At 72.4% G+C, this 15,145-nt stretch carries 13 protein-coding genes; 11 read left to right on the top strand and 2 right to left on the bottom strand.

All coding sequences use genetic code 11. The features are described from left to right. Positions 1–14 precede the first annotated feature (14 nt). The 4 genes from ACI2L3_RS15180 to ACI2L3_RS15165 all read left to right on the top strand — a co-directional run bounded on the left by ACI2L3_RS15180 (position 15) and on the right by ACI2L3_RS15165 (position 4,726). Positions 15–1,175, top strand: a complete 1,161-nt coding sequence (locus ACI2L3_RS15180; RefSeq protein WP_404752818.1) for an oxygenase MpaB family protein — start codon at positions 15–17, stop codon at positions 1,173–1,175. Positions 1,176–1,259: 84 nt separating this feature from the next. Next, positions 1,260–2,171: a glycoside hydrolase family 16 protein gene (locus tag ACI2L3_RS15175; protein WP_404752817.1), complete on the top strand. Its 912-nt coding sequence runs from the start codon at positions 1,260–1,262 to the stop codon at positions 2,169–2,171. A gap of 156 nt (positions 2,172–2,327) precedes the next feature. Next, positions 2,328–3,806, top strand: a complete 1,479-nt coding sequence (locus ACI2L3_RS15170; protein WP_404752816.1) for an esterase — start codon at positions 2,328–2,330, stop codon at positions 3,804–3,806. 98 nt (positions 3,807–3,904) lie between these two features. Beyond that, a complete protein-coding gene (locus tag ACI2L3_RS15165; RefSeq protein WP_404752815.1) occupies positions 3,905–4,726 on the top strand; it encodes an SDR family NAD(P)-dependent oxidoreductase in 822 nt (273 codons plus the stop codon). On the opposite strand, the gene ACI2L3_RS15160 is transcribed toward ACI2L3_RS15165, so the two are convergent. Next, a complete protein-coding gene (locus tag ACI2L3_RS15160) occupies positions 4,723–5,847 on the bottom strand; it encodes a hypothetical protein (RefSeq protein ID WP_404752814.1) in 1,125 nt (374 codons plus the stop codon). The genes ACI2L3_RS15165 and ACI2L3_RS15160 overlap by 4 nt on opposite strands. A gap of 341 nt (positions 5,848–6,188) precedes the next feature. Between ACI2L3_RS15160 and ACI2L3_RS15155 the strand changes: the two genes are divergently transcribed. The 7 genes from ACI2L3_RS15155 to ACI2L3_RS15125 all read left to right on the top strand — a co-directional run bounded on the left by ACI2L3_RS15155 (position 6,189) and on the right by ACI2L3_RS15125 (position 14,259). Further along, a complete protein-coding gene (locus ACI2L3_RS15155) occupies positions 6,189–7,229 on the top strand; it encodes a phytanoyl-CoA dioxygenase family protein (protein WP_404752813.1) in 1,041 nt (346 codons plus the stop codon). Next, positions 7,211–8,548 (top strand): DUF6271 family protein, encoded by a 1,338-nt coding sequence (locus tag ACI2L3_RS15150; RefSeq protein ID WP_404752812.1) that lies wholly within the window; start codon positions 7,211–7,213, stop codon positions 8,546–8,548. Before ACI2L3_RS15155 ends, ACI2L3_RS15150 begins: the two co-directional genes overlap by 19 nt. Continuing rightward, positions 8,545–9,732, top strand: a complete 1,188-nt coding sequence (locus tag ACI2L3_RS15145) for a type III PLP-dependent enzyme (RefSeq protein ID WP_404752811.1) — start codon at positions 8,545–8,547, stop codon at positions 9,730–9,732. The genes ACI2L3_RS15150 and ACI2L3_RS15145 overlap by 4 nt, the downstream gene beginning before the upstream one ends. Beyond that, entirely contained in the window at positions 9,729–10,289 is a 561-nt protein-coding gene (locus ACI2L3_RS15140) for a GNAT family N-acetyltransferase (RefSeq protein WP_404752810.1), read from the top strand. Before ACI2L3_RS15145 ends, ACI2L3_RS15140 begins: the two co-directional genes overlap by 4 nt. After that, positions 10,267–11,469 (top strand): MFS transporter, encoded by a 1,203-nt coding sequence (locus tag ACI2L3_RS15135; protein WP_404752809.1) that lies wholly within the window; start codon positions 10,267–10,269, stop codon positions 11,467–11,469. Before ACI2L3_RS15140 ends, ACI2L3_RS15135 begins: the two co-directional genes overlap by 23 nt. A gap of 166 nt (positions 11,470–11,635) precedes the next feature. Next, positions 11,636–12,550, top strand: a complete 915-nt coding sequence (locus tag ACI2L3_RS15130) for a diiron oxygenase (RefSeq protein WP_404752808.1) — start codon at positions 11,636–11,638, stop codon at positions 12,548–12,550. A gap of 47 nt (positions 12,551–12,597) precedes the next feature. After that, complete coding sequence (locus ACI2L3_RS15125; protein WP_404752807.1) at positions 12,598–14,259, top strand: FAD-dependent oxidoreductase; 1,662 nt, start codon at positions 12,598–12,600, stop codon at positions 14,257–14,259. A gap of 21 nt (positions 14,260–14,280) precedes the next feature. Here the strand turns inward: ACI2L3_RS15125 and ACI2L3_RS15120 are convergent, their stop codons facing one another. Then, positions 14,281–15,009, bottom strand: a complete 729-nt coding sequence (locus ACI2L3_RS15120; RefSeq protein WP_404752806.1) for a hypothetical protein — start codon at positions 15,007–15,009, stop codon at positions 14,281–14,283. Between the last annotated feature and the right edge of the window lie 136 nt (positions 15,010–15,145).

Here is a 15,145-nt window from a genome sequence, read left to right as displayed (position 1 = left end):
CGAGGAACCCTGCCATGACCTGCACCGAGGCATCGATGGACGGCCTGCGCCGGGCCGGGGACGAACTCGCCGACGCCACCGTCGCCGCGCTCTTCGAACGTGGGCAGGTCGGCACCTTCAACACTCTGATGCGTTACGTCTCCACCGTCGGCGCCCCGCTGCCGGACGGACTGCCCGACGTGGCACGGGAGTACCTGGAGGCCACCCGCGTCCCACCGCCCTGGGTGGACTGGGGCGAGATGGAGAAGGCCCGGCTGTTCTTCATCGACAACAACGTGCACATCTCCACCGCCCTGTCCTTCGCCGCCATGCCCGCCTGCTACGTCGTCCCGCACGTGGCGAAGCTCCTTTCGACCACGCACGGACTGAAGTACCCCTCCAAACGGATGGCGGAGACCGGGCAGTTCACCGTGTACCTGATGCGGCCCGACGCCTTCGAGAGCGGCAGCCGCTTCATCCCCGCGGCCCAGAAGGTACGCCTCCTGCACGCGTCGATCCGCCACCACCTGGAGCGCGAGAACCAGTGGGACACCGCAGCCCTCGGCACGCCGATCTGCCAGGAGGACATGATCGGCGGGCAGCTGTTCTTCTCGCTGCTCGTGCTGGACAGCCTGCACCGCCTGGGCATCCACATGTCCACGGAGGGCGCGGAGTCCTACTACTACGCCTGGCGCGTGGTCGGCGCGATGCTCGGCGTCGACCAGGACGCGGTCCCCAAGACGCTCGACGAGGCCCGCCGGTTCCTCGATCTGTACATGCTCCGGCACATGGGCCCCTCCGAGGAGGGCGCACACCTGACCCGGCAGCTCATCGACCTCTATGAGGAAGTGGTGCCGGGGACCCTGCTGGACCCCGTCGTCTCCGCTCTCATCCGCTTCCTCGTCGGGGACACGTGCGCCGACTGGCTCGCGGTGCCGCGCACGCCGTGGGACACCGTCGTCAGGACGGTGCCCCGCCTCCTCGGCGTCCTGGAGAACATCGAGGACCGTTCCCCGTACGGCGCCTGGGCGCTGGACCGCCTCGGCCACCTCGTCAGCGTCTTCGAACTGTCCTCCCTCACCCGTGGACGCGTGATGCACTACGCCATCCCGGAACAGCTCAAGAAGGAGTACGGCGTCTCCACCACGGTGGCGCCCGGCCGACGGTGGACCCCGCCGCCCGCCTCGGCCCCTTGAGGACCGCCGGGGCTCTGGCGGTGCGTCGCGTGCTGCACGAGGATGACCCCTCCTCGGGGGTGTCCGCGGAGCGGAGGCAGCGCGATGGGCAGACACGCGGTGGCGGGACGGCGGCGCAGGCGGCCGGTCGTGTCGGGCGCGCTCGGCGTGACGCTGCTCGGCGCTCTGCTCTGCATCCCGAGCGCCGGGGGAGCGCCGGTGCCGGCCGACGCCTGCCGCACCGCGGGCAGCACGCTGCCACGCGGGGACTGCGGGCCGTTCTGGCAGGTCCTCGCCGAGGACTTCAACGGCGACCGGGTGCCGCTCGGCGCCTTCAGCGACTGCGACCACCACGCCGACACCTCCGCCGCGTACTGCGCCGGACTCGACGGCGACTACCGCGACAACTGGTGGGCGTACCCCACGGGCTGGCGCGACACGGCGAACGACCGGGACCGCGACGTCGTCGGCGTCTACCACCCGGAGGACACCGTGAGCGTGGGCCCCGCGGCCGACGGCGACGGCCGTATGCGCATCCGCATGTGGCGGCCCGCCGACGGAGGGCCCGTCCACGCGTCGGCGGTGGTACCGCGCGCCGTCATGCAGATGAAGTACGGCAAGTACAGCGCCCGCATCAAAGTCACCAAGCAGGCTCCCGGCTACAAGTCGGCGTGGCTGCACTACGGCGGCGGCTGCGAGATGGACCATCCCGAAGGCGAGTGGACCGGCTCCCTGAACGCCTTCCACCACCCCTGCGGCGGAGGTGAGCAGGGCTCGTACGAGGGCGCCGACGACTGGACCGAGTGGCACACCGTCTCCACCGAGTGGACCCCCGGCCACGTGCGGTTCTTCGTCGACGGACGCGAGACGGGACACGACACGAGGGGCGTGCCGGACCGGCCGCTCTCCTGGATACTGCAGAACGAGAGCGCCCTGGAAGGACCGGGGGCGGCGCCCGGCAGCAGCGCCCAGCTGGAGATCACCTGGGTGGCCGCGTACGCGTACGGCTGGAAGTGACGCCGGGAAGCCGGGAGTTCACCCGCGCTTAGCGGAATCGTCACCTCGTACAACCCTTGCGCCGCATCCCGTGTCGAACAGGGCGCCGGACAAGGAACGGGCCCTTTCCGGACACCCCCGCGCCTGCCCGGCAACCTTCTTTCACAGGAGCCGCTCGTGCGCAAGAACCGTTCGGCCGCCCTCGCCGCGGCATCGTTCCTTCTGCTGACCGGGGCCGGTATCGCCGCCGCCCCCTCCGCCTTCGCCGGCACCCCTGGGGGTACCCGCGCCGACGACCGCAACAGCGACTTCAACGGCGACGGATACGAGGACGTCCTGGTCGGCGCCCCGGGCGCCACGGTGAGCGGGGCCAAGGGAGCCGGCCTCGTCACGGTCCAGTACGGCTCGACCAGAGGCATCGGCACCACGAACGTCGCCCGGTTCAGCCAGTCGACGGCCGGTGTCTCCGGCGCCGCCGAGGCCGGTGACAACTTCGGCAAGGCCGTCGCCACCGGCGACCTGGACGGCGACGGCTACGACGACGCGGTCGTCGGCATCCCCGGCGAGGACCTCGACGAGGGGACGGACGCCGGTGGCGTCGCCGTCCTCTGGGGCTCCGAGTCGGGACTCACCGGCGCCGCCAGCAGCTGGCTGCAGAGCTCGGAGGCAGCCGCGGGCCAGCAGTTCGGCCTCGGCCTCGCCGCGGCGCACTTCACCGCGGACACCCCCGGTGACCTCCTCGCCGTCCTCGACCGGGACAACGTGGATCTCTTCGTGTACGACCCCGCGCCGCAGGCCCGGGGCGAGGCGCCGCTGCGCCGTGAGGCCACCGAGCGGCTCGGCAGGTCGGCCGACGCCAGCCAGATCGTGGCCAAGTCGCTGACCACCGGCGACTACGACAAGAACGGCTACGCCGACCTCGTCGCCGCCGGTACGACGGAGGGGGACGAACCCGGCCACGGCTGGTCCGTGCAGTTCGCGGGCGGCGCCGACGGCCTCACGTACAAGAACGACCTGCGCGGCGGGCCCGCGGCTGCCTCCGGTGACATCAACAACGACGGCTACGACGACCTGGTGACCGGCGAGCCCAACTCGCCCGACGACGGCGGCGAGACGATGACCGGCGGCCTGATCGGCGTGCGCTACGGAACCGAGGACGGCCTCAAGGAGGAGGCCAAGTGGTGGACGCAGGACGCCGAGGGCGTGCCCGGCACGGCCGAGCGCGGTGACGGCTGGGGCGCCGACCTGTCCGTCGCGGACACGGACGGCGACGGCTACGCGGACGTCGCGATCGGCGCACCGGGCGAGGACATCGGCACGGTCGCCGACGCCGGCGCGGTCTGGGTGCTGCGCGGCTCGGCGAACGGGATGACGGCGAGCGGCGCGAAGTCCTTCGACCAGGACTCCGCGGACATCCCCGGCGTGCCCGAGAAGGGCGACAAGTGGGGCGCGCAGGTACGGCTCTCCGACCCCAACCGCGACGGCCGGTTCGGGCTCCTCGCGGCCGCGCCCGGCGAGAACGCCGGGGACGGCGTGGTGTGGGTCCTGTCCGCAGGATCGGGCGGCGTCACCGGCGCCGGGTCCTGGACGTACGGCGCGGGCTCGCTCGGCGCGCCGGCCACGGGGGCGGCGTTCGGCGCGGCCATCGACGAGTAGCCGTCCGGCCTGAACAGGTCTCCGGGCGCGGGTCGTGGACGGGTGGCTCCGTATCATCGCGGCAGCTGCTCACGACTGCGTCCGGAGGCTGAACAGGCATGACAGAGAGTCGAGTCGTCATCGTCACGGGCGGCGGCACCGGCATCGGGGCCGCCACCGCACGGCAACTGCGCGCCACCGAGCACCGGGTGGTGATCTCGGGGCGCAGGCCCGAGCCGTTGCTCCGGGTCGCCGAGGAGACCGGGGCGCTGGCGCACCCCGCCGACGCGGGCGATCCCGGGGCGGTCGCGGGGCTCGTGGCCGCGGCCGTGGAGGCGTACGGCCGCGTCGACGGGCTCGTCCTCAATGCCGGGGTCGGCCGCAGCGGCGCGGTCGGCGACCTCTCCGACGAGGACTGGGACACGGTCCTGCGCACCAACCTCACCGGCCCCTTCCTGCTGTTGCGCGCCGCGCTGCCGCACCTGCTGGAGACGCGCGGCTCGGTCGTCGCGGTCGCCTCGGTCGCCGCGCTGCGCAACGGCGTGGCGAACGCCGCGTACGCGACGTCCAAGGCGGCGCTCCTCCAGCTGTGCCGGTCCGTCGCCGTCGACTACGGCAGGGCCGGGCTGCGCGCCAACACCGTCTGCCCCAGCTGGGTGCGGACCGAGATGGCCGACCGGCGGATGACACGGTTCGCGGCGGAGGCGGGCCTGGGCGAGGGCGGTGCCGACGCGGCGTACGACGAGGCGACGCGGCTCGTCCCGACGGGCCGCCCCGGACAGCCGGAGGAGGTCGCCGAGGCGATCACCTGGCTGCTGTCGCCCGCCGCGTCCTTCGTCAACGGCGCGGCGCTGACCGTCGACGGCGGCGTGACGGCGATCGACCCGGGAACGGTCGCCTTCGACTTCGGCATCACGCCGCGCGCCGGATCAGAGGGCTAACCGAAGCGCTCCACGCGGAGTTGGGCCGGTGGGAAGGGTGAGAAGGACGTCGTGCCCACCGACCAGTAGCCGCCGTCCGTGCCCGGGATCCGGGCGATGGCCTCGGGCAGGTAGGTGGCGGGCGTCTCCGGGCCCCGCTCGCTGACCCACGTGGTGCCGTTCCAGCGCAGGTAGTGGGCGCGTTTCTGGTCCCAGAAGTCCCAGCCGGAGATCAGGTCGGGGCGGCCCCGGTCGTCGCCGCAGATGCCGCTCAACAGGCCGATGCCGAACGGGGCGCCGGGGTGGACCCACTCCGTGCCGTCCCAGTGCTCTAGGCGGATCCCCGGCGGCTTGCCGGGCGGGCCGCCAGGACCGATCGCGAAGCCGGTCAGCCAGATGTCGTCGTGCGCGACCGGCAGCAGCCCCGTCACCGAGGCGCGGAGGCCGGGCAGGCGCGGCACGACCGTCCAGGCGCCGTCCCAGCGGGCGATGATGTCGCCGAACACCCAGACGTCGCCGCCGGGTGTCACGGTGACCCCGGTGGGCGTCGGCGCGGCCGGGTCCGGCAGTGGCTTGCACCAGCGCCGGCTCTTGCTGTCGACGCGCAGCAGTCCGGCGCGGTCGCCGTGCCGCCCCGACACCCAGAACCGGCCGTCGGGCCCGGCCGCGACATCCGTGAGCCGCGTCCCGGCCTCACCGCGCCCGGGGAAGCCGACTTCCCGCCAGGTCGCGCCGTCCCAGGTGAGGAGCTGGTCATGGCCCGCGGCATCGGTGCCGACGGTCCAGGCCGCGCCGCCCGAGGGGTCGGCGGCGACGGCGCGCAGGCCGCCCGTGTACGTCAGGTGGGACAGGTCGTCCCGGGACCATGCGGTGCCGTTCCAGCTGAGTGAGATGGGGGTGCCTTCGGTGGCGCCGTACAGGCCGTGTTCGCCCACGGCCCAGGCGAGGCCGGGCCCGGCGGCGGCCACGGACGCCAGGTGGGCGGCGGGCTCCCCGCCGGGTGCGGCGACCTCCTGCCAGCTGCCCGCCGCGGCGGCGGGACGGGCGGCGGCGGTGCCGGACAGGGGCACGGACAGGGCGGCCCCCGTGCCGGCCGCTGTCAGCCCGCAGGCCAGGCCACGGACAAAGACGCGTCTTCGCATGAGAAGAGCCTTCCTGTGCGGGGAGGGGTTCACGGTGCGTGAGATTCGGGGTGCGCGCCGAGGTGTGCAACACCCTGAACCGGGTGCCGTGCGGCGTCAATGCACGCGGATGCGTGTTTTCGCCCTGGTCCGGACCAACTACCGCCCGGTAGCCGGGAGTTGTCGCCCCGGATCTTTGCCGAATCCTCATATGGCGGGCGTGTGAACTGGGGGTAAATGTCGCTCTTTTGACTGGCAAGGCGCCCAATTCAATTGTTGACACGGAGAGTTGGTCTAGTCCATTTTGGTGATCCGGCATGGAGCCGTGCCGCCGGAAGAACAACCGAACCTTGGAGCACCACATGCCAGCGAGCGACCGCTACCTCCATCGCGCCCCCTCCGACGTCCCGTACTTCAGCTCGGACGGTGAGACGTACCTGGCGCAGACCCAGCTGCGCGACCTGCGCAAGACCCGGCCCCTGCGCGTGCTCTCCGAGGAGGACTTCGCCTTCTGGCAGACGTACGGCTACGTCGTCGTGAAGCAGGCGATCTCGTCCGAGGCCGCGAAGGACCTCCTCGACTTCGCCTGGGAGTTCCAGGGCCTGGACCGCGGCCGCCCGGAGACCTGGTACGAGGAGCGCGAGTTCCGCTCGGACCTCGACCGCGAGCTGCACGTCTACGGCTTCGTCGAGGCCTACCACCACCAGCTGATCTGGGACAGCCGCCAGACGCAGCGGGTCTACGACGCGTTCGTCGACGTATGGGACTGCGAAGAGCTCTGGGTGACCCTGGACCGGCTCAACCTCAACCCGCCCAACGTCAAGAACCGCTCCCGCTCGCTGATCGCGCCCACCGAGCGCGGCTTCGACATCAACCTCCACTGGGACGTCGACACCACCCTCGGCGTGCTGCCCCAGCGCGTACAGGGCATCATCGCGCTTGACGACACCCGTCACGACCACGGCGGCTTCCAGTGCTGCCCCGAGCTGTTCCGGCAGTTCGACCGGTGGAAGGCGCTCCAGCCCGACGACCGCGACCCCATACGCCCCGCGATAGACCGCGACGAGATGCCCGTCGTACGGCCGGAACTCGAAGCCGGCGACCTGCTGATCTGGAACGGCCTGCTGGCGCACGGCGTGGCCCCCAACACCTCGAAGGACGGCGTCCGGGCGGTCCAGTACCTCTCGATGATGCCCGCCCTGGAGACCCACGACGAGCTCCGCCGCTCCCGCGTCGACTCCTGGAGCAACCTCTCCACACCGGACTGGAACGCCACGCTCCTCGGCGACGCCCACAAGCACGAGTCGCTGCGGTACGGCACCGCCGCCCTCAACGACCTGGGAGCCAAGCTGCTCGGCCTCAAGTCCTGGAACGGGGAAGCCGCATGCGACGCATCTGCCTGACGCTCCCCACCAACCGGGCCTGCCCGCAGACCATCGCGGCGATCGGCGAGGAAGCGGCGTACGCCGCCGCCCACTTCGACGTCGAGGCGCACCTGCTGATCCTGGACTCCTCCGACCCGGACACCTTCGCCGAGCACAGCCGGGCCGTGCGCGCACTGCCGGACGTGCCGCGCGTCGTCGTGCACCACCTGGACGAGGCGGCACAGCGCGACTTCCTGCGCCGGGTGATCGGCGCGGCCGACGTCGCCAAGCCGGAGCTGCTCCTCGACCTGATGCTCCCGGCCGGCCTCTCCTACGGCGCCTGCACCAACCGCGCCTTCCTCGTCGCCGCCGCGCTGGGCTGCGAGTCCGTCCACCGCAGGGACTCCGACAGCCGCTACCAGACCGTCGACGGCAAGCCCGTCTTCCCCGTGCACCACGAGCTCATGTCGCTGGGCAAGACCGCGGCGCAGGCGGCGCACGGCGTCACCGAGAGCGCTCTCGAACCCCGCCACGCGGACAAGCGCGTGGCGATGGTCGGCAGCTCCTTCGTGGGGGAACTCTCCGTCGACATCGGCGAGATCCACCGCCTCGACCCCGAGGTGTACTACGACGTGGTCAGCCTCTGGGCGCCCGACCACTGGACCGAGGCCGAGAAGCGGGACCTGGTCGACGAATCCTTCCGCGGAGCGGGCTCCGACACGTTCGACCGCGACCACGCGCTGCTGACCCTCGTCGACCCGATGCGCGTCGACATGTGCAACATCAGCTTCCACGACGTGCACGAGCGCGTACCGCTGCCACCGGCCACCGACACCATCGGCAGCGACTACTTCCTCATCCACCTGGTCCACGACGCCGCCCTGCCCGGCGTCCTGCACAACCGCAACATCGTCAACTACTACACCCCGGAACGCAGGACCGACGCCGGCTTCCTCGCGTACCAGACGCGCTTCGCGAAGTTCTTCCTGTCGATGCTCTACTTCAACCACATCTACGAGCGGATGGGCGCGGCGGGCGAGGCGCTGCTCGACGACCGCGGACACGTCCGCGCCTCCGCCATCGCCGGGTTCGCCCGCGAGAGCACCGCGCTCGACCGGGCCGGGAACGTCCGGCGGCTCGACCGCCTGGACACCGCCTACCGCCGGCTCGGCGGCCGGTACGCGGAGTTCGCCGACCACCTGGCCGCGCGCCGTGAACGCCTGCTGGACGAGGCGCGCGGCGACATCGAGGACTTCGCCCTGCTGACCGAGGCGTGGGAAGCCCTGGTGGGTGCCAGCAGGGACGCCGGCCCCCTCCTGACGGCGGGAACGGCGGGAACGGCGGGACACCCGGCGTGAGCACGACGACGTACGACAGCGGCCCGCTCCTGGACGCCCTCGCGGCCGCCGCCGAGGACCGGATCGTCTTCGACCTGCCCGGCATCGAGGAACGCTACGACGCCCTGTGCCGCGAACTCCCCGACGTGGCCGTCCGCTTCGCGATGAAGGCCTGCCCGGTGGACGAGGTCCTCGCCCGCCTGGCGCGGCGCGGCTGCGGCGTCGACGCGGCCAGCCCCAAGGAGGTGGAGCAGGCGCTCGCGGCGGGCGTGCCGATCAGCAGGATGCACTACGGCAACACCGTCAAGTCCGACCGGAACATCGCCGACGCGTTCCGGCTCGGCATCAGGGACTTCGCCACCGACAGCCTGGAGGACGTCCGGGCGGTCGCCGAACACGCCCCGGGCAGCCGGGTGTTCTGCCGGCTCGCGACCACCGGCGAAGGCGCGCTCTGGGGGCTCAGCAACAAATACGGCTGCTCGCCCGACGACGCCCTCACGATCCTGGAGACGGCGCGCGACCTGGGGCTCACGCCCGCCGGTCTCTCCGTGCACGTCGGCTCCCAGCAGATGACGGCCGACGCCTGGCACGGCGCCGTCGACCGCATCGCCGATGTGCTGGCGGCCCTCGCCCGGCGCGGGATCTCCCTGGACCACGTCAACCTCGGCGGCGGGCTGCCCGCGCTCGGCTACCGCGACAAGCACGGCAGGCCCCTCGACCCGCCGCTGGACAAGATCTTCGCCGTCATCCGCGAGGGCATGGCACACCTGGCCGGGATACCCGGCCACCGGCTCCGCTTCGTCATCGAACCGGGGCGCCACCTCACCGCCGACCACGGTGCCATCCGCGCGCACGTGTCCCGGCTCGCCGCCCGCCGCGGTCCCGACGGAGAGCGCCAGTACTGGCTGTACCTGAGCTGCGGCAAGTTCAACGGCCTCTACGAAATGGACCAGTTGCAGTACCGCCTGGTCTTCCCCTCGCACCGCGACGCCGAGTCCGTCCCCGCCGTCATCGCGGGACCCACCTGCGACAGCGACGACGCCTACTCGCACGAGGACGGACTCGTCCCGGTGCCCAGGGAGCTCGCCTCCGGCGACCCGGTCTGGGTGCTCTCCTGCGGCGCGTACGCGACCAGCTACATGACGCAGGGTTTCAACGGCTTCAGCCCGCTCCCGTACACCTGGATCGACGGCGAGGCCGCATGACCGAGGAGATACACGTCCGCCCCGTCGCCGACGGCGACTGGGACGGCATCGTAGCGCTGGAGGCCGGCGCCTACACGCCCCTCGGCCTGTCGGAGGGGCGGGCCGCGCTGGAGTCCCGGGTGCGGGCCTCGCCGGAGACCTGCTTCGCGGTGGACCTCGGGCGGCGCCTCGCGGGCTACCTGCTCGCGCTGCCCTATCCGGAGTCCGCGTACCCCGAACTCGACGGTGTCGAGCCGACGGCGACGCTCCGCTCACGCAACCTGCATCTGCACGACATCGTCGTCGCGGAGCACCTGCGGCACCGGGGGCTGGCCCGCCACCTCCTGGGGCGCCTCACCGAGACGGCCCGCTCGCACGGGTACGAGCAGATCTCCCTGGTCGCCGTCGGCGGCAGCGAGACGTTCTGGTCGGGCCGCGGCTTCACGGCCCGCCGAGGGGGCCCGCCGCCGGCCGGCTACGGCCCGACGGCGGTGTACATGTCCAAAGCGGTGACGGCCGGCGCGCCGTCACCGGGAGAAACAGAAATGTGGGCTGATGCGGGTGCTCCGCGTGCATGACCCTTTCCACCGGGCCCAGTTGGCGATCGCGGCGCTGTTCTGCTCGCTCGGATTCCAGTACGCGACATGGGCGTCGCGCATTCCGGCGATCAAGGAGGACCTCGACCTGACCGCGGCGGAGGTCGGCGTGCTCCTGATGGCCGCCGGCATCGGCGCCGCCGTGTCGTTCCCCATCGTCGCCGCCCTGATGCGGCGCCTCGGCTCGCAGCGCCTCGCGCTCCTGTCCGCGCTCTGCCTCGCCCTGCTGCTCCCCGCCCTGGCCGCGGCGCCCAACTACCCGGTCGCCCTGCTCGTCATGTGCGTCGACGGCGTCCTCGTCGGCTGCCTCAACGTCGCCATGAACGCGCAGGGCGCCGAGCTGGAGAGCCGGTACGAACGCAACGCCATGGCACGGCTGCACGCCACGTTCAGCGGCGGTTCCCTGCTCGCCGCGCTGCTCGCCTCCGGGATGAACACGGTGACCTCGACGGTCGCCGTGCACTTCGGAGCGGCCGCGCTGCTGCTCCTCCTGCTGGCGGCGCTGGCCCGCACAGGTCTCCTGACCGATGACCAGGCCGCCGTACAGAAGGAGAAGACAGAGGGGGACAAGGGGGCGGAGAAGAGGGAGGCCGAGAAGAAGCGCGGCAAGTGGACCGTGCCGTCCCGCATGACGCTGTGGATGTGCGTCGCCATGGCGTTCGGCACCGTCACCGAAGGCGCCATGAACGACTGGTCCGCCCTCTACTTGGAGGACGTGGCCGAGGCCTCCGCCGAACTCGCACCGCTGGGCATCGCCGTCGTCTCCGGAATGATGGTCGTCGCCCGCCTCTTCGCCGACGGCTGGCGCAGCCGCTGGGGCGACGGCCGCGTCGTGCTCTTCGGCAGCGTGCTGGCCGGCGCGGGCCTGGCACTCGCGCTGCTCAGCGGCGGCCTGGTGCCCGCCCTGCTCGGCTTCGCGTGTGTCGGCCTCGGCATCGCGGCCGTCACCCCGTGCGTCTATGTGGCCGCCGCGGGGCAGGGCTCGGACTCGCTGACCCTGGTCGCCGCCATGGGGACGACGGGTCTGCTGGCCGGGCCGCCGCTCATCGGGTTCATCGCGAACGCGAGCAGTCTCGTGTGGGGTTTCGCCGCCGTCGCCGCGTCGGCGCTGGTCGTGTCCGCGTGCAGTACGCGGATCCGCTGGCCCGCGACGAGCGGCTGACCCGCGCCGCTCCAGAGCGGACCGGCTCCGTCCGATCTCCTGCTTACTCGAGGGTAGGCGCACCCGACCCCGTTGTTATACATTCCGTCTAACAACGGGGTCGCGGCCTGCCGTGTGACGAGGCGCCGCGCCCGCTGCCCGGACGCCCGAGTCAAGGAGCCGCAGCATGGCAAGCAGCACTGTTCGGCCGAGCACACAGGACCACTCCCCGGAGGGCGACGTCGCCCGGCGGCTGCTGGACTCGGCCGCCGTGCTGGCGTACGACCCGGCCACGGAGGTCGACTGGGAGACGCCGCTGGACCGGAACTGCCACGGCGCGAGCCCGGAGTGGTGCACGCTCTACGGCACCGCCTACTGGCGGGAGATGACCGAGGAGCAGCAGAAGGAGCTGACCCGGCAGGAGGCCGCCTCGGTGGCCAGCACGGGCATCTGGTTCGAGATGATCCTGCAGCAGATGGTGCTGCGCGACGTCTACGCCAAGGACCCGACCAGCGCCGAGGTCCAGTGGGCGCTCACGGAGATCGCCGAGGAGTGCCGGCACTCCATCATGTTCGCCCGCGGCGCCGCGAAGCTCGGCGCCCCCGCCTACCGGCCGCGCCGCTGGGCCACCGAACTCGGCAGGGTCTTCAAGTCGGTCGCCTTCGGCGAGGCCGCGTACGCCGCGATCCTCGTGGCCGAGGAGGTCCTCGACGTCATGCAGCGCGACTGGATGCGGGACGAGCGGGTCGTGCCGTTCGTCCGGACCATCAACAACATCCATGTCGTCGAGGAGTCGCGGCACATGAAGTTCGCCCGCGACCAGACACGCAAGCGGCTCGCGGGCGCGGGCCGGGTGCGCCGCGAGATCAACGCCCTGGTCATCGCCATCGCGTCGTACGTCATCGTCACCAGCATGGTGAACCGCAAGGTGTACGCGAACGCCGGACTCGACGAGGAACGTGCGCTCGCCGAGGCGAAGGCCAACGAACACCACAAGTCCATGATGCGGTCCAGCTGTTCGGGCCTCATGGAGTTCCTGGCCTCGTGCGGCCTGCTCACCAAGCCGGCCCTGGTGTTCTACCAGCGCGCCCACCTCATCTGATCCGACGCGACCCGACGCGACCCACCGAGCCGAGCAGAGTCGACGACATGACCTACGCCATCACCCAGACCTGCTGCAGCGACGCCACCTGCGTCGCCGTCTGCCCGGTCAACTGCATCCACCCCACGCCGGAGGAGCGGGCGTTCGGCAGCACGGAGATGCTGCACATCGACCCGAAGACGTGCATCGCCTGCGGCGCCTGCGCCGACGCCTGCCCCGTCGACGCGATCTTCCCGGTGGACAGCCTCCCCGTCGCGCAGCGCGAGTACGCCGCCATCAACGCGGCCTACTACGACGGCGACACGGCGGACGGGACACCCGAACCCGCCCCCGAGGGCCCCAACTTCCACACCTGGGGCGAGCCGTCCTTCCCCCGCGTCCTGCCGGCGGACTTCGCACCGCTGAAGGTCGCCGTCGTCGGCACAGGACCCGCCGGGATGTACGCCGTGCAGGACCTGCTGCTGCACACCAGTGCCGAGATCACGCTGATCGACCGGCTGCCGGTGGCCGGCGGCCTCGTGCGCTACGGCGTGGCACCGGACCACCCCGCGACCAAGAAGGTCGGCGACACCTTCGCGCGCTTCCACGCCCACCCGAGAGTGCGGCTGCACCTGGGTCTCGACGTGGGCACCGACGTCACGCCGGAGGAGATCGCCGCCCACCACGACGCGGTCGTCTACGCCGTGGGCGCCTCGGCCGACCGGCGCCTCGCGATGCCCGGCGAGGAGCTGCCCGGCAGCGTCTCCGCGAGGGCGTTCGTCGCCTGGTACAACGCCCACCCGGACGCCGCGCCGGACGGCATCGACCTGTCGGCGGAGCGCGTGGTCGTCGTCGGCAACGGCAACGTCGCCCTGGACGTGGCGAGGATCCTGCTCGCCGACCCCGACACCCTCGCCCGCACCGACATCGCCGACCACGCCCTGCGGGCCCTGCGCGACAGCAAGGTGCGCGAAGTGGTCCTGCTCGCGCGGCGCGGCCCGGAGGACGCCGCGTACACCAGGTCCGAACTGCTGGCCCTCAAGCACCTGCCGGACGTGGACCTGGTCGTCGACGACCACGATCCGCGCATCGGGTCCGCCGTCGACACCGCGGAGGCGAAGGACAAGGCGGCGCTCCTGCGAGGCGTCACGCGTACGCGCCACGACTGGGAGCGGCCCCCGGCGCCCGGCCGCAGGATCGTGCTGCGCTTCCACAGCGAACCCGCCGAAGTACTCGGCACGGAACGGGTGGAGGGTGTGCGGGTGACGGCCGAAGCGGGGGAGCGGACGATACCGGCGGGCCTGCTGCTGCGCGCGATCGGCTACCGCGGCGTGCCCGTCGCGGGACTCCCCTTCGACGAGACCGACGGCACGGTGCCCCACGAGGGCGGCCGGGTGAGCGGACAGCCGGGCACCTATGTCGTGGGCTGGATCAAGCGCGGCCCCTCCGGCGGCATCGGCGCCAACCGCACCTGCGCCGCCGAGACGGTCTCCACGCTCCTGGCCGACGCGGTCGCCGGCGCCCTGCCCACCCCGCGGCACACCCCCAGGGCGTTCCACCGGCTGGCCCGCCGCCGCAACCGTCACGTGGTCGACGCGCGCGGTCTGGCCGCCATCGAGCGCGCCGAGCTCACGCGCGGCCGCGACACCGGCCGCCCCCGGGTCAAACTGGCCACGGTCGCCGAACTCGTCGCCACGGCACGGTCGGCCCGCCCGGGCCTGCTGCGCTGACCGGCGGGGCTGTCGCGCCGCTCAGTCGACCGCCGACCTCTCGTCGACCGCGTACGCCTCCAGGCCCGGGGTCGCGAGGAGGCCCGCGACGCACTCCGCCGAGCCACCGACGTACGTGCTCACCAGGCCGACGTCGCCGCCCACGCACCAGGCCCGGTCCTCGGGCCACCACAGGTCGGGGAGTTCGGGCACGCCGTCGTGGGTGCCGGGGGCGGGCGAGTCGGCGTCGTCCAGGGGGCCTGCGAGGAGGATCTCCTCACGGCCGGGCGTCTCGAAGGCGGGCACCCCGTCCCACTCGATGTGCCCGTACCCGGCCCACAGCCCGTACCAGCAGCGGTCGGGGGTGCGGGTGTGGCGGGCGAGCACGGGGATCAGGGTGCGGGCGACGTCGGCGGGGGTCGGGCCCTCGTGCGGGTGCTCGTCCCAGACGCCGGGGACGGCCGGGGTGTCGTCGTTGCGGTACTCGAGGCGGTCCTCGGCGCCGATCAGCTCGTGCCAGCGCGTCGTCGCGCCGACCGTCGCGCCGTACGCGGTGGCGGCCCGGTCCCACCGCACCGGCGCCGCGCCGAGCCGCGCCGGGTGGAGGATCCGCGCGTACGCCTCGAAGCCGGGAACGCACACCGCCGCCACCGTGCCGAACTCAGCCATGTCGTGGAGGCTTCGCTCCAGCCAGCGGGCGGGTGCGAGGTCGTGCCGCTGGACGCGGAGACGGCCGTAGACGGTCGGGGGCGGAAGCCGGTCGGTGAACATGCCACCAGTGTCGCCTGTGACCGACAACGGCCGGAACGGCAGAAGGCCCCGGTCTCCGTGACGGAGACCGGGGCCTTCTCTGCGAGCGCTGGGCAGGCCTTGCACCTGCATCTCCCCACAGGAAGTGGGGCGCCTT

The sequence above is a fragment of the Streptomyces sp. NPDC029674 genome, from assembly GCF_044903205.1.
Classification (GTDB): Bacteria; Actinomycetota; Actinomycetes; order Streptomycetales; family Streptomycetaceae; genus Streptomyces.
Note: the sequence above shows the minus strand (reverse complement) of the source record. Positions and strands in the feature narration are given on the sequence as shown.

Bases quoted from the DNA above. Each gene is read 5' to 3' on its own strand.
- ACI2L3_RS15120 (WP_404752806.1), bottom strand. From the start codon at position 15,009: ATGTTCACCGACCGGCTTCCGCCCCCGACCGTCTACGGCCGTCTCCGC.
- ACI2L3_RS15130 (WP_404752808.1), top strand. From the start codon at position 11,636: ATGGCAAGCAGCACTGTTCGGCCGAGCACACAGGACCACTCCCCGGAG.
- ACI2L3_RS15150 (WP_404752812.1), top strand. From the start codon at position 7,211: ATGCGACGCATCTGCCTGACGCTCCCCACCAACCGGGCCTGCCCGCAG.
- ACI2L3_RS15155 (WP_404752813.1), top strand. From the start codon at position 6,189: ATGCCAGCGAGCGACCGCTACCTCCATCGCGCCCCCTCCGACGTCCCG.
- ACI2L3_RS15180 (WP_404752818.1), top strand. From the start codon at position 15: ATGACCTGCACCGAGGCATCGATGGACGGCCTGCGCCGGGCCGGGGAC.
- ACI2L3_RS15140 (WP_404752810.1), top strand. From the start codon at position 9,729: ATGACCGAGGAGATACACGTCCGCCCCGTCGCCGACGGCGACTGGGAC.
- ACI2L3_RS15165 (WP_404752815.1), top strand. From the start codon at position 3,905: ATGACAGAGAGTCGAGTCGTCATCGTCACGGGCGGCGGCACCGGCATC.
- ACI2L3_RS15135 (WP_404752809.1), top strand. From the start codon at position 10,267: ATGCGGGTGCTCCGCGTGCATGACCCTTTCCACCGGGCCCAGTTGGCG.
- ACI2L3_RS15175 (WP_404752817.1), top strand. From the start codon at position 1,260: ATGGGCAGACACGCGGTGGCGGGACGGCGGCGCAGGCGGCCGGTCGTG.
- ACI2L3_RS15160 (WP_404752814.1), bottom strand. From the start codon at position 5,847: ATGCGAAGACGCGTCTTTGTCCGTGGCCTGGCCTGCGGGCTGACAGCG.
- ACI2L3_RS15125 (WP_404752807.1), top strand. From the start codon at position 12,598: ATGACCTACGCCATCACCCAGACCTGCTGCAGCGACGCCACCTGCGTC.